General features: G+C 66.5%; 12 protein-coding genes. 4 read left to right on the top strand and 8 right to left on the bottom strand.

The features are described 5' to 3' along the window. Positions 1 to 244: 244 nt before the first annotated feature. Positions 245 to 694, bottom strand: coding sequence for a PACE efflux transporter (locus EYF70_RS10510; protein ID WP_131145343.1), 450 nt, complete (start codon positions 692 to 694; stop codon positions 245 to 247). A 126-nt stretch (positions 695 to 820) separates the two neighbouring features. Here EYF70_RS10510 and EYF70_RS10505 point away from each other — a divergent pair, with 126 nt between their 5' ends. Next, positions 821 to 1,714, top strand: coding sequence for a LysR family transcriptional regulator (locus EYF70_RS10505; RefSeq protein ID WP_165497616.1), 894 nt, complete (start codon positions 821 to 823; stop codon positions 1,712 to 1,714). 185 nt (positions 1,715 to 1,899) lie between these two features. Next, positions 1,900 to 2,772, top strand: a complete 873-nt coding sequence (locus tag EYF70_RS10500; protein ID WP_131145341.1) for an NmrA family NAD(P)-binding protein — start codon at positions 1,900 to 1,902, stop codon at positions 2,770 to 2,772. Positions 2,773 to 2,878: 106 nt separating this feature from the next. Here the strand turns inward: EYF70_RS10500 and EYF70_RS10495 are convergent, their stop codons facing one another. From EYF70_RS10495 to EYF70_RS10470, 7 genes are all read right to left on the bottom strand, one after another. Continuing rightward, a complete protein-coding gene (locus EYF70_RS10495) occupies positions 2,879 to 4,108 on the bottom strand; it encodes a sensor histidine kinase (RefSeq protein ID WP_131145340.1) in 1,230 nt (409 codons plus the stop codon). Between the two features lie 35 nt (positions 4,109 to 4,143). Beyond that, positions 4,144 to 5,703 (bottom strand): ATPase domain-containing protein, encoded by a 1,560-nt coding sequence (locus tag EYF70_RS10490; RefSeq protein WP_131145339.1) that lies wholly within the window; start codon positions 5,701 to 5,703, stop codon positions 4,144 to 4,146. A 196-nt stretch (positions 5,704 to 5,899) separates the two neighbouring features. Beyond that, positions 5,900 to 7,018 (bottom strand): porin, encoded by a 1,119-nt coding sequence (locus EYF70_RS10485; RefSeq protein ID WP_229420802.1) that lies wholly within the window; start codon positions 7,016 to 7,018, stop codon positions 5,900 to 5,902. Between the two features lie 52 nt (positions 7,019 to 7,070). Beyond that, positions 7,071 to 8,423, bottom strand: coding sequence for an MFS transporter (locus tag EYF70_RS10480; RefSeq protein WP_165497615.1), 1,353 nt, complete (start codon positions 8,421 to 8,423; stop codon positions 7,071 to 7,073). Between the two features lie 16 nt (positions 8,424 to 8,439). Continuing rightward, positions 8,440 to 8,592, bottom strand: a complete 153-nt coding sequence (locus tag EYF70_RS31040; RefSeq protein WP_165497614.1) for a hypothetical protein — start codon at positions 8,590 to 8,592, stop codon at positions 8,440 to 8,442. 150 nt (positions 8,593 to 8,742) lie between these two features. After that, positions 8,743 to 10,200, bottom strand: coding sequence for a T6SS phospholipase effector Tle1-like catalytic domain-containing protein (locus tag EYF70_RS10475; RefSeq protein ID WP_229420801.1), 1,458 nt, complete (start codon positions 10,198 to 10,200; stop codon positions 8,743 to 8,745). Positions 10,201 to 10,504: 304 nt separating this feature from the next. Continuing rightward, complete coding sequence (locus EYF70_RS10470; RefSeq protein ID WP_229420902.1) at positions 10,505 to 13,156, bottom strand: glycoside hydrolase family 2 TIM barrel-domain containing protein; 2,652 nt, start codon at positions 13,154 to 13,156, stop codon at positions 10,505 to 10,507. Between the two features lie 348 nt (positions 13,157 to 13,504). Here EYF70_RS10470 and EYF70_RS10465 point away from each other — a divergent pair, with 348 nt between their 5' ends. Together EYF70_RS10465 and EYF70_RS10460 are read left to right on the top strand one after the other, a co-directional pair. Next, a complete protein-coding gene (locus EYF70_RS10465) occupies positions 13,505 to 15,811 on the top strand; it encodes a TonB-dependent receptor (RefSeq protein ID WP_131145336.1) in 2,307 nt (768 codons plus the stop codon). A 612-nt stretch (positions 15,812 to 16,423) separates the two neighbouring features. Further along, entirely contained in the window at positions 16,424 to 18,544 is a 2,121-nt protein-coding gene (locus EYF70_RS10460) for a TonB-dependent receptor (protein WP_165497613.1), read from the top strand. The last annotated feature ends 40 nt before the right edge of the window (positions 18,545 to 18,584 follow it).

Here is an 18,584-nt window from a genome sequence, read left to right as displayed (position 1 = left end):
AACCTGTGCGTTGGCGCTCGCCCCATCCGGGGATCGCCAACCGATGATTCATCATAAGCTCCACGTGCCGGAAACTCTTATATCTTATAAAACAGCAGCTACTTAATTATTTGCGCAAAATCATGGCCTTGCGCCGGGTGTTTCGTATTGCGGAATGAAGTTCTGCGCAACGGGAAACAAGCACGGCAATAGTCACCACGATCTTTTCACGATGCGGAACGAGTTTCGATACCATGAAAATACGTCACAGCGGCCTGCCTGTATTCAGCGCTGCCGGCGCCGCTGCGGCAATGGGAAAGATCCGGTCATACGCCAGGTTGAACAGGAACCCGTACACCAGGTAAAAGACCACGATCGCCAGGTCCATCAACAGCGCCTGCCACAGGCCGATCCCCAGGTACCAGGCGATCAGCGGGATCAACATGACGACCAGTCCGGCCTCGAACAGCAGCGTATGCGTGACCCGGATCGCCAGGGTCTTGTGGACGCTGCCGCGCAGGCGGCGCATGGCCCGGTCGAAGCCCACGTTGAAGACGAAGTTCCACAGCGTGGCGAGGGTGGCGGACGCGATGCCGATGAAACCCATCTGCTCGACCGGATGGCCGAACACGGCGGCCGATCCCGGGATGAAGATGGCGAGGGCGACAGCCTCGAACAGGAGCGCGTGCCGTACGCGATCGCCGAATGTACGCATGGATTTGCTTTCGTATTGACGGAACGAAAGCATGATCGCATACTCGACAAATGAATGCATACGAGTAAATTCGAGGCATGGTGCTTCAAAATTGAACCACTCATCTTCCTGGAACAGCGGATCACCATGAAACAGCTCGACTGGAACGACTTGCGCATGCTGCTGCTCGTCGCGCAGGAAGGGACCTTGCGGGGCGCGGCCAGGAAGGTGGGCGTCAGCGCGGCGACGCTGGCGCGCCGGCTCGACGACCTGGAACAGGCGGTCGGGCAGAAACTCGTCGAGCGTTACCAGGGCGGCTGCATACCGACCGCCTTCGGTGCCGATATCGTCGTGCTGGCCGGCCAGATGGGCGAGATCGCGCTGGAAGTGGAGCGCACGCGCGACCGGCAGGATGCGCATGCCGCGTCGGGCCTGGTGCGGATCAATACCGACGAGTGGCTGTCGTACTTCCTGACGACCCGGTTCGCGCGCTTCCATGACGCGTACCCCAACGTCGAGGTGGAAATCGTGACGTCGCACCGGCCGTACAGCCTGGCGCGGCGCGAAGCCGATATCGCGATCCGGCCCTACCGTCCGGAGCAGCTCGACCTCGTCACGCGCCGTCTCGGCACCCTGTCGTTCGGGCTGTATTGCAGCCGCGATGTGGCGGTGCGCCATGCCGCCGCCCTGGCCGGCGAAGACTGGGCCAGCGTGCCCTTCGTGGGTTTCGACGAGCCGCGTGCGGAGTTCCAGTCCGACCGGTGGCTGCGGGCGCTGCCCGGCGCGCCGGCGCCGTGGATGCGGTGCAGCTACGGCCTAGGCATCCTCGACGGCGTTTCCCACGGCGCCGGGCTGGGCGTGCTGGCGACCTTCCTCGCGACCGACCAGCTCGACCTGGTCGCCGCGCTTCCCCATATTCCCGAGCTGGACCAGGAAATCTGGCTATCGATGCACAACGGCTTGCGCACGAGCGCCCGCATCCGGGCGGTGGTCGATTTCGTGGGCCAGCTGTTCAGCGAATACGGCGCAACGGGCCGCTGAGCCGATAGATGGGAAGTGCGGATCACTGTCGCGACGCCGTTGTCGCGGTGCTGCATGCCGCCCCGTAGAGTGCGCCGCCCGGCGCGGCGCTTCTCTACACTCTCGGAGCTGCCTGCCGGGAACGCCTGCCGACCAGGCGTCGGCCATGCCGCCGGCCGGCGAAACTTCCCTGGAGGGCATTCACCATGCACATCATCCTTGGCGGTACCGGCCGGGTTGGCTCGGCAACGGCGCTGGCCCTGCTGCGGCGCGGCGAACCGGTGACGATCGTGACGCGCGACGCCGCGCGTGCGGCCAGCCTTGCGCAAGCCGGCGCGCACATCGCCGTCGCCGACATCCACGACACCGGCAAGCTGCGCGAGATCCTGCGCGGCGGCACAACGGCATTCCTGCTCAATCCCCCGGCCGATCCGTCCACCGACACCGACGCCGTGGAGCACGCCACTGTCGATGCCATCGTTGCCGCGGCCAGCGGCGCGGGCCTGCAAAAAATCGTCGCCGCGTCGACCTACGGTGCCCGCCCCGGGCCGCCCTGCGGCGACCTGACGGTGCTGTTCGACTTCGAGGAAAAGCTGCGCGCCCTGGGCATGCCGCTCGCCGTGAACCGCGCGGCCTACTACATGAGCAACTGGAGCGAGATGCTGGACATGGTGCGCGAACGGCACACGCTGCCGAGCTTCTTCCCGGAAGACCTGGCCATCCCGATGGTCGCGCCGGCGGACCTGGGCGAACAGGCCGCGCGCCGGCTCATGACGCCGGCGGATGACAGCGGCGTGGAATACGTCGAAGGGCCGGCGTTGTACACGCCGCGCGACGTCGCCGATGCCTTCGCCACCGCCCTCGGCGAGGCGATCGATGTCGACGTCATTCCCAGGGACGCATGGGAAGCCAAATTCCGCCAGCTGGGCTTCTCGGAACCAGCCGCGAGAACCTATGCCCGCATGACCGGCACCGTCGTGGACGATGCCGGCAAGTGGCCCGCCACCCCGGTGCGGGGCGCCACCACCTTGCAGGCGCATATCCGCGATGCCGTGGAGCGCGGCCGCGAAAGGCGGTGAAAAGGGGTGCCGCCGTGGCCGAAAGGCAGTCTCGCTGAGGCGATGAGCCAACCGGCACGCATGCCGAAGGTACATTGACGATGCAACAGCGCCTCGCCGAATGCGGTCAGCCCCGCGTCGCCGGCAGGCGGATGGCAAAGGTGGCGCCCTGCCCGCGCCCGGCACTGCTGACGCTCAGCGTGCCCTGGTGCAGCTCGACGATGCGGCGTGCAATGTACAGCCCCAGCCCCAGGCCCGTGGCGTTATTGTCCTGCTGCAGCGTGAAGGCATCGAACACGCGCGGCAGGTCGTCCGGTTCGATGCCCTGGCCCGAGTCGGCGATATCGATGGCGACCGTGTTGCCGCTGCGGCCGACCGTGATGCGGATGACGCCGCCCTCCGGGGTGAACTTGACGGCGTTGAACAGCAGGTTCCAGATCACCTGCTGCAGGCGCCGGCCATCCGCTTCCAGGCGGATATCGTCGCCATGGTCGGCCGGCGTGACCTGGATGACGATGTGTTTCGTGTGCCCGAGGGTTTCCACGGTCGAGATCGCATCGCGCAGCACCTGGCCCAGGCTGACCCGCGTGCGGGTGATCGACATGTGGCCGGTCAGCGTGCGCGCGGCATCGATCAGGTCGTCGACCATGCCGGCTTCCTGGCGCACGTGCACGCGCATCGTTTCCAGCCCGCTGACGGCGGCCGGCGGCAAGTCGGCAATGGTGCGCAGCATCACCTCGATGCGCAGCGCCAGCGCCGACAGCGGCGTGCGCATCTCATGCGATACCGTGGCCAGGAACAGTTCGCGCGTGCGGTTCACGCGCGTCAGGTCGTCGATGATCTCGCGCTGGCGGTCCAGCGTGCGCGACAGCGTGCCCAGCAGCGCCGTGTACGTGGCCATGCGCTCCGCGGAGACAGGCGCGTCGAGGCGCGCCTCGTTCCACAGCACGTGGCCCGGCAAGCCGATCTGCCGGGCGATGCGCTCGCATTCCAGCGGCGAGCTGAAGTCGGCGAAGCGCCAGCCGAACACCACCACGCCGTACAGCTTGCCGCCCAGCATGAGGGGCTGCGTGCAGACGCGCAGGCCGCCGAACTGTGCCGAGGCAGGTTCGCCATCGGCGCACACCGACTGCACCAGCGTGCGCTCGAGCGCCGTGCCCGGCCCATCGTCGGCCCACAGGGTGGAGCGGGCCAGCAAGGCGGCCAGGCGCGAGCCTGTCTTCGGGCCGATGCGGCGCACGCCGGAGCTGTCGAAGGCCGACGTGACGAGACCGGTCGCCTCGGTAAACTGGAGCAGCGGCGTCTCCCAGTCCTCCCAGTCGACCGGCGTATTGCCTGGCAAGTTAACCGTGATCATTCAGCGCGATCATTCAGCGTGATCATTCAGCGTCATCACTCCGGCGTTTCGGTAGGCAGGTCCGCTGATTCCGGCATGGGCTTGCCCTTGGCGACGGCGCCCTCGATCAGTGGACTCTGGCGTGACGGCGAGCGCGACAGCAAGCCGTAATACGAGGAGAACGGCAGCTGGGGCACGGCGCCCGACTGGGTGGCATCGTCGCTTTCATCGAGCAGCAGCAGGCCGCCCTCGCCGATGGTGTATTCGCGCGTCACCTGCAGGTTACGGCTGCCGCGCACTTTCGGCACGGCGATCGCCCGGCGCAGCACGGTCGATACCTCGACATAGTTCAGCAGGATGATGTTGTCGACCAGGTGCGAGCCCTTGAGTTCCTCGCTGATCTGCGACACGCCCAGCAGCTCCGGGCTTTCGTAGTTGAACAGCGTGGTGGCCAGGCGGTTCTTGAAGAACGTGGCCAGCGCATACAGGTAATCGGCCACTTCGCTGCGGCTGGTCATCTCGTAGACGGCGATGGAATCGAACACCACGCAGTCGATCCGCTGTTCCTCGACCAGCCTGACGATGCGCTCGAAGTGCACATCGAGTTCCAGTTCCAGCGGCGATTCGTAGTGGATGAACAGCTCGCCCCGGTCGACCTGCCCCTGCAGGTCGAAGCCGAGCGAGCGGGCGTTGCGCATCAGCTGGGCCGGGTGTTCGTCCAGGCTGACCAGCATCGCCTTGTGGCCGGTCCGGATCGCCTCGGTGAGGAACTGCACGCTCAGCACCGTCTTGCCGGTGCCGGAAATGCCGCTCACCAGCGTGACGGAACCCTTGTAGATGCCGCCGTCCATCATCTTGTCGATCGCCGGCGAGCCGGTCGACAGGCGCTCTTCCGACGTCGGCTGGTCGACCGAGGCGACAGGGCGCGACTGGGCACGCCGGTAGACATGCACGCCGACGGCCGGCTCGATGCGCATCGTGTGGCTGCCGCCGATGAAGTCCTGGCCGCGCGACTTCATCACCGCCAGGCGGCGATGCACGCGGCGGCGCATTTCTTCGCGCGTCAGCGAAATGATGGTGTCGAAGACGAAGCGCTCGTGGGCCGACACGCCGGTCAGCGACTCGTCCTTTTCCGCCGTGACCATGGTGGTCACGCCCAGCCGCGTGAGGCCTTCGATCAGCAGGTGCACGTCTTCGCGGAACGGCATGTCGTTCACCTCGGCATACAGCCGCATCGGCGTCAGCCCATCGATCAGCAGGCGCCTGGCGCCCATCGCCACCAGCGATGCCGCGAAGGCGCCGTCCTGGCTGCGGAATTCGCTGAGCAGCACGGCCGGGCTGGTCTGGATGATCTTGATCTTGCCCTGGTCGATCATGCCCTGCAGGTCCCAGTCGAAGCCGGCCGCGTCGCGCAGCAGCTTGGCGGAATCGAGCTCGAACGAGACGATGGCGCCGGGTTCGTCATGGTCCCTGGCGCCGTGGTAGATGAAGCCCAGGCCGAGCGTGGTCTTGCCGGAGCCCGGCGGGCCCTCGACGATCAGGTTGTTGTTGCGCGGAATGCCGCCATGCAATATTTCGTCAAGGCCGACGATGCCGGTCTTCACTTTGTCGTTCATGAATTGCCCTTTTCATATTTTTGTTCCAGCTTAACATGCGTTTGCGCAACTCACACGCACGCTCGCGCCCGCCCGAGGGAGGCTTGTCGATCTGGTGGAACCGGGAATGTGCAAGGGCGAGTTCCCGTGCCGGCGGCGGGACGCGCCAGGCCGGCAGGGTGGAAGGAGCCGCGGCATTGCCGCCGGCGGCCATGCGCTAGAAGGCGTGCCGGACCCCGACCATGGTGCCGAACTGCGTGGCGCCGGCAGCGGGGGCCGAGCCGGGCGCACCGCCGCTGACCGACAGCGCCAGCTGGCCATCGTTATCGATGAAGCCACTCGTCGCATACACCATCGTGCGCCTGCCGAGGGAGTAGGTACCGCGCAGCGCAAGCAACGCCGCCGCGTTCGCGCCATGCCGGTAACGCAGCCGTGAAACCTGTCCGGCGAGGTTGAAGGCCGGCGTCACGTCGTACGATACGCCGGCCGCGAACACGTCGCTGCGGGTGGCCGTGGCATCGTTGTCGCGGCGTATCCAGTTGACCGCGACCCTGGCACGGTCCAGGCGCACATAGCCGCCCGTGGTGAGCCGCCGGTCTTGCTGGTCGGGCCGCACCAGTCCACCGAACGCGCCGGGGCCGCCGCGCGACACATCGGCCGCCCCGTTGACGCCCCAGTGCTCCGTCCTGTAGGCCAGCAGCGCCGACCACGCGCGGCAGGTCCGGCTGCTCCCCGGCGTTTCACCGGCGCAGTTCATGCCGGAGGGACCGGGACCGGCGTTGACGGTGTCGCGTCCCGGGCTGTAGGTCGCCCCCAGGGTGACGGCGCCGAACGTGCCCTTGTAGGCCAGCGCATTGTCGACCCGCGCATTCGGCAGGTAGTTGTCGAACGCGCCGATGCCATAGATATTGGGCCCCATCACATCGGTATCCTGCAAGGCCCAGAGCAGCATGGTCAACTGGCGGCCGATACTGGCCTGGCCCCACGGACCATTCAGTCCCACCCAGGCCTGCAGGCCGAACAGCCGGCCGCCCTGGTTCAGCGACCCGGTGTCCATGCCGATGCCCGACTCCAGCGCGAACACCGCTTTCATGCCACCGCCGAGGTCTTCGCTGCCGCGGATGCCCCACCGCGAAGGAAAGGTGCCCGTGATGGTGGGTACCCGCGTCAGGCTCCTGCCCGACGGTCCCACATGGTTCACGTACTCGACACCGGTGTCGAGTACGCCGTACAGCGTGACTGGCTGGGCCGCGGCGGCCAGCGGCGCGCCGATCATCATTGCGCTTGTCATCGTCATGGCCATGGCCGCGGCCATCACCCGATTCCTTGTCTCCATCGGTCTTCCGTTCTTGTCGTGTATCCAGGGTTGTGCCGGATGTGCCGCCGCCTCAACCACCCTTTGCCGCCGTGGCATCGCCGCGCAGCAAGCGGGAACCGGCGTGCAGCGATGCTGCGGCAACGGCGGCCAGCAGCGCGGGCATCGCCAACGCCTGCAGCAGCGTGACCGGATCGACGTCGCTCGCCACGCCGATCCCCGCCAGCTGGATGCCGAGGATGCCGCCGAGGCGGCCGACACTCTGCATCCAGCTCAGTCCCGTGGCGCGCGCCGCCACCGGATAGACCGACGTCGCCAGCACCTGGAAACCGGTTTGCCCGCCCATCACCAGCACCCCCGCCAGGAAACCCGTCAACAGCAGTGCGGCACTGCCTCGATCCACGACCGCGATCCACAGCAGCGAAACCAGTGCCGCGCCGAGGTAGGTGGCCACCACGACCGCCCTGCTGCCGAAGCGGTCCATCAGCCAGCCGATCAGCAATGCGCCGATGGCGCCGCCCGCCTGCAGGCTCGCGCCGCTGAGCGATGCGGTCGGCGCGGGAACGCCCTTGAAGGTCAGGAAGCTGGGCAACCAGTTGATCAGCGTGAACGTCATCAGCAAGCCGGCGCCGTTGGCGAGCCACAGCAAGGCGGTCTTGCGCCGGTAGGCGGCCGACAGTATGATCGACAGCGGGTTGACCGCCGCGGCCTGCCGCTCCGGCAAGGCGGGCACCTCGACCTGCCTTCCCACGATGCGCGACAGCAGGGCCGCGACGGCGCCGCGGTCGCCCCGGCGTTCGGCGAGAAAGCCGATCGACTCCGGCAGCCGCCAGAACAGCCATGGCAGCAAGGCCAGCGGCAGCACCGCGCCGATGACGAACATCGCGCGCCAGCCGTGCTGCTGCGTGACGATGGGCGTGAGCCAGCCAACGGCGGCGCCGCCCAGCGTGTAGCCGCAATACATCGACGTGATCACCAGCGCACGCCGCCGCGCCGGCGCGTATTCGGACACCAGCGTCACGGCGCAGGGCATGGCCGCGCCCAGTCCGAGCCCGGTGACGAAGCGCCACGCCACCAGCGCTTCGAGCGAAGCGCAGTAAGCCGTCGCCAGGTTGGCCAGGCCGAAGACCGCCACGGCGCCCAGCAGCAAGGGCCGCCGCCCTACCCGGTCTGCCAGGATCCCCGCGCCGCAGCCGGCGATCATCAGCCCGGCGACACCGGCGGTGAATGCCGGGGTCAGCGCGCCCTTGGCGAGCTGCCATTCCGCGCCGATATAAGGCGCGAGAAAGCCGATCAGCACCGTGTCCAGGCCATCCAGGAACATGATCAGGAAACACAGGATGAAAACCGCCCACTGCAGTGTGGACAGTGGACTGCCATCGACCAGCGTGCGATAGCTGCCGCCCACTTCATGTTGTGACGTCATCGTACTTTTCCGCTTGTCAGGGTTGGAGTCCGCCGAGCCAGCGATGACCGGTACGGCCGGTCGCATGTACCGCTTCGGGGCCGGGGGCAAGGATTTCAGGGAGTGCCGGCAGGGCAGGCGCGCAGGCGCCCGTCGCGGCACGGCGTGCCGCTGTCGCGGTGGATCTCATGGGTGTCTCCGTATCGTTGTCGTGGACGCGGCAGTTGCCTGCCAGTCCGCTGCAGTATCGCTACGGAGCGGGGAGTTTGTAAAATTGAAAGCCTGGATGGAAGGTATCCGTCCGGGCGATACGTGCCCCCGGACGGCCGGGTGCACCGTCTCAGTCGAGCTGGCGCACCGTCAGCGTGACGTAGCCCCGGTTGTTGGCATAGAAAGCGAAAGCATCGTTCGCGTAGGCATGGAAGTAGCCGGAACGCTGCGCCGTGTAGTCGCAGCCGGTACCGATCCGGAACGCTTCGTGGGGCTCGGGATTGCCTTGCCGTTCGCCGCGTCCGTTGGCGATCGCTCCCGTCAGGCAGAACCACGGCCAGTCGTCATGGCGCCGCGATGCGCGGAATTCGGCATGCGGATTGCCGGTAAGTTCGCGGAAGGCGGCCTCGAAGCGCCCCACGACATTGGCACCGATATGCGCCAGCTCGGCGATGCTGAACTTGCCGTCCTCCGTTCCCGCGGGCCCGCAGACGATGGAACCGTCGACCCACTGGCCGCGGGCCTCGAACCGGTAGCGCCTTCCCGCTTCGAGCCACAGGCCGGTCGGGTTCCATGGTTCGCGCGCATAGATCTCGATGGCGCGGCCGTCCGGCGTCAGGTGCGGCTGGCGATACGGGCACTGGGTGATGGGCGGCTTGCGCAGCCGGTCCAGCGCCGACCGGTGGAAGTGCTGCTCTTCCAGCAGCGAAGGAATGCTGCGCGGCTGCGTCTCGAGCAGCGCGAACACGCCGGTGCGCGGGTCGTGCAGCATGTCGTGATAATCCGGCCTGACCTGCTCGACCATGCCGTCGTTGAAGGCCAGGCCGGCTGCTTTCGCCTCGCCGATCATCCATGCCAGGGCGCCGTCGGACAAGCCGCATTCCCGGTAGCCGCCGCCGACATCCGAGTGCACGCCGGGGAACCACAGCTGCTGGACATCGGCGTCCGGCGCGACATCGGTCCATAGCGTGGGCGCGAAGGTCTTGCGTTGCTCGTCCATCGCCAGCGCATGGCGCGCGGTCTGCACATTGCCGCTCAGCGAGGTACTGTGGAACATGTGGTCCTTGGGATCGTCCACCAGGTCGAGCCAGCCCATGTCGTCGGGGATGCCCAGCGCGCCCACCGTGTCCCACACGCCGAGAAAGCGCACCGGTATCGACTCGCCGGCGGCATTGTGGAAACGCGCTTGCCCGATCCGCTCGCGCAAGGGCCCGATCGGCTTGCCCTCCCGGTAGCCATCCTCGAACAGGCGTTCGATGGCATCCCACGACCCGGCCGGCGCATCCTCGCCGACGCGCAGCAGGCCGCAGCAGTTGATGAAGCCCACCAGGCTGCGCACCGTGTAGGCCCCCCTGCTGAAGCCGAACAGGTACAGCTGGTCGCCCGGCTCGTAGCTCCGGCACAGCCATTCGTAGGCGCTCAGGATGTTGCGCGACAACCCGGTTCCCGTGCCGCCGCCCAGCATCTTGTCCAGCTTCGACCCGCCGGCACCCACGCCGGGGTGGTAGTAGACCCGCTGGGTATTGTCGCTGGCCAGCGCGTTCGCCATGCGCACGACGTTGGTCGGCGCGGCGACTCCCCCATCCATCTGGTCCCGTGAGTTCCAGGTTCCATCACAACAGACAACCAGTCGCCGCATCGCATCCCCCTGTGTCATCGCCAAGCGCCAGCCGCTTCGGAGCATGCTTGCAATTCTGAACCTGGCGCGGCGAGCCAGTTGTCACCAATTGTCGCCATCGCCCTGAAGAGGCCGGATCGTCGGCGGAAAGCCACAAAACCAGCGGCGGCGCTGGCTGTACTGCGGCGCCCTGTTGCACAAACATTGCGCCAGGCGATGGCGTGCTGGCCGGGCCAGCTGTTTCGTCAGGGCGCCGCAGCGCGGGATCGATGGTTCAGCGAGGAGCCACGCTGATCGCCGAAACGATCGCCTTGCCCTTCTTCGACACGAAGCCGATGCGCGCCATGCCGCCCTGCACGGTGATGGGAACGATCCGTTCATGGGCAACCATCGTTCCCGCCTCGGCAGCGATATCGACATTTTCCAGGACCACCTTTCCGCCGGCGACGACGTCGAAGACCCGCTGCCCTTTCCCGGCTTTCTCGTCCGGCTCGACGAAGCGCAGCGTCAACGCATACTCGCCGTCCGGCAGCGGCAGGTCATAGTGGAAGTCGCCGGTACGCCAGGCCTGGTACAGGCCCTGGTCCTGCGCGCCGCCCACGACCTTGTTCGGGCGCTTGCCGAACCCGGCGCGATTGAGCAGCTGGCCTTCGCCACCCGTGAAGAAATCATCCGAACCATGCAGGCCCGCCGCGGTATCGGTCACCGCCACCTGCCCGGCGAGGATGCGATAGGTGTCGGGCCCCTCCTCGCGCTGCCACACAGCACGGTCCCGCATGTCGCGCCCCGCCAGCGACGCGCTCACTTCCACCACGTTGTCGCCCTTGGCCAGCGCGACCATGCGCCAGCGGCAGACCCGTTCGATGCAGGCAGCCGTGCCGAGGTCCCTGCCGTTCACGGTCAGGCGCGCCTCGGCCGCATTGCTGTAGGCCTTCACGTCGGCGAACGGGATGGCGCGCCGGGTATAGCGGTGCCCGGCCAGGTACAGCATGGGCTCGGGGTTCCAGTGCGCCTTGTAGAAGTAGAAGGCTTCCTTGCGCACGCTCCGGTCGAAGCTGACGATGCCCTTGTTGTTGGTGTCCGTCAGGTCGCCCTCCTGCCGCGAGGGCGAACTGAAATCGAACATGTTCCACAGCCAGGTGCCCCACAGGTAGTGCCGGTCGCGCAACTGCGGCCACGAGGTCTCGTGGACATGGGCCTGGAACTGCTCGGGATGCGGCCGGCCCATCGCATTGACGGGGCCCCCCAGCGGATTGTCCGAGTGCTGCGTGAGCCCGCCGCCGGCGCCGTACTCGGTCACGCTGAGCGACTTGGCCGGATAGTGCGCATGCACGCGGTCGAGGTACTTGCCCAGGTCGCCCGTGGTGCCGTAGTACCAGCCGGCATAGACGTTGACGCCGAAGACATCGACGGCTTCCGGTGGCGCATCGAGCCCCGGCTGCTTCTCGCCGGGCGTGGTCTCGCCCGGGATCGTGCCGCAGCACGACGCCAGCACGGCAGGCCGTGAAGGATCTTCATCGCGGGACAGCTCGGCCAGGCGGCGCAGCAACGGCAGCGTGGCCGGCTTCAGCGGCGACCACAGCCCCATGAGGTTCGGTTCATTGGCGATCGACCAGGCGGCGATGGATGGGTGATGGTGGTTCTGGCGGATCAGTTCGCGGAGGTGCGTTTCCGCGTTCTCGATGAAGGCCGGCGTCGCCGCAGCCATGCCGTGCGGCGCCGTGAGATTGACCAGCGGGATCTCGGCCCAGACCACCAGCCCCAGGCGGTCGGCCAGGTCATACTCGGCCTGCGCATGCTGGTAGTGCGCCAGGCGTACCGTATTGGCGCCGATTTCCGTGATCAGCGCATAGTCGCGCGCCAGCTCCTCGTCCGTGCCGGCCCACCCGTTCGCACCGCTCTCCTGGTGGCGGTTCACGCCGTGCAGCGCCAGCCGCTTGCCGTTCAGGAAGAAGCCGCCGTCCGGATCGAAGCGCATGGTCCGGATGCCGAAATTGCGCGTCACCGTGTCCCGCACCCGCCCCGCGGCGAGCACATCGACTTTCAGGCGGTACAGGTAGGGATCGGCCCTGCCATTCCACAGGCGCGGGTTGGGAACCGTCAGCGTGACCTTCCGTTCCTCGCTGGCGCCGGACCGCACCTGCAGCTTGTCGCTGGCCGATGCCACCACGGCGCCAGCCGCATCGAGCAGCGCATAGCGCACGGTGGCAGGCTCCGCCTTGCCCGTATCGTTACGGACCCTGGCCACCACCTCGACGGTGGCCGAACTGTCGCCGACCTGCAAGGTCCGCGCATACACCCCCGGGCCGCCGTGATCGTCCAGTTCGAGGTGCAGCGGATCCGATGTCACCAGCGACACTTTGCGGTAGAGCCCGCCGAACATGAACCAGTCGCCTCCCATCGGCAACGTCTCGGCCGTCGCCGAACCCTTGGTTTCAGGCGCCGTGTTATCGGTCCGGACCATCAGCCGGTTGGTTCCAGGTCGCAGGTGGTCGCTCACGTCGAAACGGAATCCGGACACGCCGCCACGGTGCGTGCCGACCTTGCTGCCGTTGAGCCACACGTCGGTCACGATGCTGGCACCGTCGAACTGCAGCCAGCTGCGGCGCGGCTTCGCCGCCGCCGCGGGAGCCTTGAAATCGAGCTGGTACCAGCCTTGTCCGCGGCGGTCGTCGTAACCCGGTGCCTTGTCGATGTGGCCACCGATCCGGTTCCACGTATGGGGCAGCGTGACCGCCTGCCAGGCGGGGTCCGCTGCGCCAGGCTGGGCACTGCCATCCTGCCGGAACAGGAAACGCCAGCCCTGGTCCAGCACGGCCTCGGTCCGCACCTTGGCGACGGACGCCGGCGCCGCCATGGCCGGGCTCGGAACGCCAGCGCTCAGCGTTATTGCCACCATGACCGCCGCTCCCCACGAGTGTTGCATCTTGTTCACATTGTCTCCTCACTAAAATATTAGTGCCGAGTGTACTGACCGCGACACGGCCCGGCAAAACGGTTCTGCCGATACCTTCTATCGATAAAAGCGCTTGGACAGCGTGAAAAAGGCACGGCTAGGATGTCGAATCGCCGCCATCGGGTGCCAGCTAATATATTAGGGTATCAGCTCCAGGCCATGCCTTGCGAGCGGCAGGCGGCGTGCATACCCGCCGACGGACCGCCACATGGCGCCCACCAGCGGCGCCCTGCCCGCCCGTCTCCACCGAACGGGTTAGCCCCCCGGCAGCCGGGAACCACAGCAGTCCCCACACAACAATGACAGGAGGAAGACGAAATGAAGTCATACAGCGCGACCACGGCCACCCCGGCGTATCCCCGCAGGACGGTGATCGCCACCGCACTCGCCCTGGCCGGACTCGGCGTGTCGCCATCCGTGCTGGCACAGGAAGCCGCGCGGCGGGACGACCCGGGTGAAGCCCTGCAATCGGTGATCGTCACGGCCCAGAAGCGCGCCGAACCCATGCAGAAAACGCCGGTCGCCATCAATACCGTGGACGCGAAGGCCATCGAGAACCAGCGCATCGTCGCCTTCGACGACCTGACGCGCGTGGCACCTTCGATGACGGTGACGCAGAACAGCACCAACAGTTCGGTCTCCCTGCGCGGCGTGGGCACCCAGTCCGTCAGCATCGGCGTCGAATCCGCCGTCTCCGTGATCGTCGACGATGTGCCCGTGGTCCAGCAGTTGCAGGCGTTCGCCAATCTCAGCGACGTCGAGCGGATCGAGGTCCTGCGGGGCCCGCAAGGCACGCTGTTCGGCAAGAACGCCGCCGCGGGGGTCATCAACATCGTCACGAAGGAATCGTCCGATTACCTGTCGGGCAGCGTGCAGGCCACGCTCACGAGCGACCATGAAAAGCGCGTTGAAGCGTCCTTGAGCGGCCCGATGGGAAGCCATGCGGGGTTCCGACTCAATGCCTACCAGGCGCGCCGCGACGGCTATATCGGCAACGTCGCCGACGGCGCCCGCGTCAATGGCGAGAATGCCAAGGGCTTGCGGGCCCGCCTCGATTGGCAAGCGCTGGCGGGCCTGAAGCTCCGGCTCATCGCCGATTTCGCCGAACGCGATGGCCTGGGGCCCAACCCGGTGTACCTGAGCGTGCCCGCGGGCGCGATGCTGTTTGGCCAGATCGACCTGTCCACCCGGCTGCAGGGGCTGGCACCGGGCGCCGATAATTTCGCGATACGGCAGGACGAGAACGGCAGCTTCAAGAGCACGCAAGGCACGTTCAGCGTTGCCGCCAACTGGCAGCTGGGCCGGCATGTGCTGACATCGATCACCAGCTACCAGGACTGGAAATTCGACTACACGATGGACCTCGATGCGGCCGACGTCGACCTGCTCGGCGCCCTCACGCGCGGCGCGGCCCACGGCGGGCTGGTCGCGGGCGGGCCTTTCCGGTCGACGATGCTGACCCAGGAACTGCGCCTGGCATCCAGCGGTGGCGGCAACCTGAACTACCTTGCAGGCCTGTACTACGCCAACGCCGACAGCGATCGCGCCTACCACCGCGGCCCTGTCGCGTTCCTGGCGAACTGGAATGCACACGCGGACAACCGGACATCCGCCGTGTTCGGCCAGCTGGACTACAAGATGCGCAACGACACCAGGCTGGTCGCGGGCCTGCGCGCCAACCACCAGAGCATCGGCGTCGCATTCAACGAACTGCAGCTTGCCACGCCTGCGCGGTACACCGGCGAGACCAGCGAGAACGCGGTCACGGGCAAGCTGTCGCTGCAGCGCGACGTGGCGAAGGATGTGATGGTGTTCGGCTCGTTCTCCACCGGCTACAAGGGCTCGGGCTACGATATTTCCAGCGGCTTCAACCAGTCGCGCGCCGACCATCCGGCGGCGCCGGAAAAATCGGCATCGTTCGAACTGGGCATCAAGAGCCGCTTCCTGAACAACCGGCTGCAACTCAACGCGACGGCGTTCCTCACCGGCTACGACGACTTCCAGGCGCAATCGGTGATCATCGACAGCAGTACCGGCCTGCTGAACCTGCGCCTGAACAATGTCGGCAAGCTGCGCACCCAGGGAGTCGAGCTGGAAGCCGCCTACAAGCCCGCCCGCGCATGGCTGTTCGAAGCCGCCGCTGCCTATACCGATGCGACGATCCGCAGTTTCCCGAACGCGAATTGCTACCCGGGCCAAGGCGCGGAACAAGGGTGCGTGACGACCGGCGCCGTCCGCGTGCAGGACCTGGCCGGCAAGAAGCTCCCCAACGCCCCCCGGCTGAAAGGAACGCTGGGAACCACGTACGATTTCGCCGTCGGCGACGGCGACCTGCGCGGCACGGCGAACCTGAATTTCCAGTACCAGAGCAAGGTCAATTTCGACCTGTTCCAGAATCCGCTGACCGTGCAGGGCGGCTATGGCGTCGTCAACGGCAGCCTCGCCCTCGGCGACAGCCAGCGCGGCTACAAGGTGACGTTCTTCGCCAACAATCTGTTCGACAAATCGTACGCGGCGAACATCGGAGACAATGCCGGCGTGTTCGGCGGCGTGCATGTGCTGACCGCCACGCTGCCGCGCAATGCCCGGCGCTACGTGGGCATGCGCGTGAAGTACGAGTTCTGAACAAAGGTATGGAAACGGCCGGCGTTCGATGCGGCCGTAGCTTCCCGGACGCGGGCCGCCGCCCTTCCCTCGCGTCGTCCCGGCCAGGTATCGACGGAACCGTCGCTTCGGATCGGAAAAATCGTTTTTACTTGTCCTCCCCGTGTTGATATCTTGAAAGAAGACGCATGGCATGCACTCACCCGCATGACCGGCCGCACATGACAACACGGAGACCACCATGATATCGAACCATCCCCTCGCCGGCGCTTCCGCTGGCCACGCACCTGTCGGGACCGCCGCCGCTCCAGCCATTCGCGATGAGGTCTTCGGCATGGCGCCGGCCTGGTGACGCCCTGCGCCGCGTGGCGCTCAAGCAGGCAATAGCAGCATTTCAACCATTGCGATCCCTTCCGCGCTCATGCGCGGGAGTGGCTTTGCACATCCCGGATTTCCACACGGGATCTGCCTGAACCCGGCAACGCCACTGAACGAGAAACGATTTTCGATCAGTCACGCCAGATGAAACCGGACCCGGAAGAAACCGGGTCCCGTCAAAACAATACGACGTCGATGTCGAGGACGGACGAACCCCATCCACAGGAGGAGAACAACGTGCATTCCAGGAACGCCATGCAGTTCAAACGAACGACCTTTGCCATGCTGGTCGCGACCGCTTTCGCAAGCCCGGCCGGTGCGCAGCAGTCCACCGGCACCGACCGGCAAGAGATCCAGGAAGTCATCGTCACCGCGCAAAAGCGCCCCGAGGCCGCTTCACGCACGCCGGTATCGCTGACGGCGCTGAGTGGCGACGAATTGCAGAAGAAAGGCATCCAGAACGTCGAGGACCTGACCAACACCGTTCCCAACGTGCAGATCGGCACGGAGAGCGCGGGCAACACGACCATCTATATCCGCGGGATCGGCAGCAACAACACCACCGAGCAGGGCGATCCCGCCGCGGCGTTCCACATCGACGGGGTCTACCTGGCGCGGCCGGACCAGGCACGCAATGCCTTCCTGGACGTCGAACGCGTAGAGGTGCTGCGCGGCCCGCAAGGCACGCTGTACGGCCGCAACGCCACGGCAGGCGCGGTCAATGTCATCTCGAACAAGCCGGGCGCGGAATTCGACGCGAGCGCAAATGTCGAAGTGGGCAACTACAACCTCTGCCGTGCGGAAGCCATGCTGAACGTGCCGGTCAACGAGACCGTAGCGCTGCGCGCTGCCGTGCTGGCCAGGAGCGAGGACAACTACATCGACACCCCGCGCGCGGCCGGCAACCGGGCCAGCCAGAAAACCGGCCGCCTGCATGCGCTGTTCAAGTTCACGCCCTCCTCCACCTGGCTGGTCACGCTGGACGGATCGGAATTCCAGGGACCGACCAGTGCCGGCGTGCCGTTGCCGCTGACCGTGGAACGCGGCAGCGGCGGGCAGCGCAACGATACCGTATTGCGCGCCGACGGCCGCGCCTACTACACCGGCGTCACGTCCGAACTGAATACCGCTCTGGATAGCGTGACCTTCACCTGGCTGGCGTCGACGCGCAACCGACGCCTCGACTGGGCAAGCCGCCTGGTCACGCCGATGGCGCCCAATGGCAGCGAGAACGGTTCGAGCACCCGTTCCGAACAGCTCTCCAACGAATTCCGGCTGTCGTCTTCCAGCGCTGGCCCGCTGCGCTGGGTGGCGGGGCTGTACTTCTTCAGCGAAACCCAGGACACGCAGGGCGCATTCTCCGATGGCTTCCTGGATTTCGACATCGACGATGCCGACGCGAAATCGCGCGCCCTGTTCGGCCAGGCGACCTACGCCTTCACGCCGGCACTGCGCGCAACGCTCGGCCTGCGCAGTACCCGCGACGAGAAATCGTGCGGCGAATGCGTGCGCTACGTGGCCGGCTTCGGCGCGACGACATCGGAAGAGCGCAGCTGGTCGCACAACGACTGGAAGCTGGGCCTGGACTACGACCTGGACAAGGACACCATGGCCTACGCCGTGGTGGGCAGCGGCTACAAGGCGGGCGGCTACAACCTTGCCGCGCCGGCCGTGCCCTTCCTCGGACAACCGGCGGCGCCGGTGCATTTCTACGAGCCGGAACAGCTGCTGTCGGCGGAAGCGGGCATCAAGGGCCGTATGCTGGGCAATCGCGGCCGCTACACGGCGGCCTTCTTCGTCTACGACTACAAGGACCTGCAGGTCAATACCCTGCTGCCGCTGGGCGGCGGCCTGACCACGGGCGGCGTGGGCAACGCGGCAAAGGCGAGGGTCTACGGATTCGAGGCGGAAGGACGGCTGCGCGCCGGGCAGAATGGCACGATCACTTCCTCGCTCGGCCTGACCAGCGCGAAGTACGACACCTACACTTCCTGCACCGATGAACTGGACGGCACGCGCCTGGATTGTTCGGGGAACTACCTGCGCAATGCGCCGAAACTGACCGTGACCCTCGGCTACGAGCATTTCATTCCGCTCGAGCAGGGCGAACTGGTGGCGCGTATCGATAGCCGCTATGCGTCGAAGTACTACAACGACGACGCCAACAGCGACGTGTTCACGCAGGGCTCCCATACCCGCACCAACCTGTCGCTTCGGTACGACGCGCCCGGCGGCCGCTGGTACGCCACGGCCTATGCGCGCAACCTGGAAAACAACAACGTGATGAATGCGCGGCTGTCCAACACCGTGTTCGGCGCATTCGGCTATACGGCCGCACCGCGCACCGCCGGCTTGTCGATTGGCGCGCGCTACTGATCCGCAGATTTCCTGCACAGGACTTCCGGCCCGAAGGAAC

Origin of the sequence: Pseudoduganella albidiflava (assembly GCF_004322755.1) — a bacterium.
GTDB lineage: Bacteria > Pseudomonadota > Gammaproteobacteria > Burkholderiales > Burkholderiaceae_D > Rugamonas > Rugamonas albidiflava.
This window is presented reverse-complemented; position numbering and strand designations above follow the sequence as displayed.

Bases quoted from the DNA above. Each gene is read 5' to 3' on its own strand.
- EYF70_RS10510 (WP_131145343.1), bottom strand. From the start codon at position 694: ATGCGTACATTCGGCGATCGCGTACGGCACGCGCTCCTGTTCGAGGCT.
- EYF70_RS10505 (WP_165497616.1), top strand. From the start codon at position 821: ATGAAACAGCTCGACTGGAACGACTTGCGCATGCTGCTGCTCGTCGCG.
- EYF70_RS10500 (WP_131145341.1), top strand. From the start codon at position 1,900: ATGCACATCATCCTTGGCGGTACCGGCCGGGTTGGCTCGGCAACGGCG.
- EYF70_RS10495 (WP_131145340.1), bottom strand. From the start codon at position 4,108: ATGATCACGGTTAACTTGCCAGGCAATACGCCGGTCGACTGGGAGGAC.
- EYF70_RS10490 (WP_131145339.1), bottom strand. From the start codon at position 5,703: ATGAACGACAAAGTGAAGACCGGCATCGTCGGCCTTGACGAAATATTG.
- EYF70_RS10485 (WP_229420802.1), bottom strand. From the start codon at position 7,018: ATGGAGACAAGGAATCGGGTGATGGCCGCGGCCATGGCCATGACGATG.
- EYF70_RS10480 (WP_165497615.1), bottom strand. From the start codon at position 8,423: ATGACGTCACAACATGAAGTGGGCGGCAGCTATCGCACGCTGGTCGAT.
- EYF70_RS31040 (WP_165497614.1), bottom strand. From the start codon at position 8,592: ATGAGATCCACCGCGACAGCGGCACGCCGTGCCGCGACGGGCGCCTGC.
- EYF70_RS10475 (WP_229420801.1), bottom strand. From the start codon at position 10,200: ATGGATGGGGGAGTCGCCGCGCCGACCAACGTCGTGCGCATGGCGAAC.
- EYF70_RS10470 (WP_229420902.1), bottom strand. From the start codon at position 13,156: ATGCAACACTCGTGGGGAGCGGCGGTCATGGTGGCAATAACGCTGAGC.
- EYF70_RS10465 (WP_131145336.1), top strand. From the start codon at position 13,505: ATGAAGTCATACAGCGCGACCACGGCCACCCCGGCGTATCCCCGCAGG.
- EYF70_RS10460 (WP_165497613.1), top strand. From the start codon at position 16,424: ATGCAGTTCAAACGAACGACCTTTGCCATGCTGGTCGCGACCGCTTTC.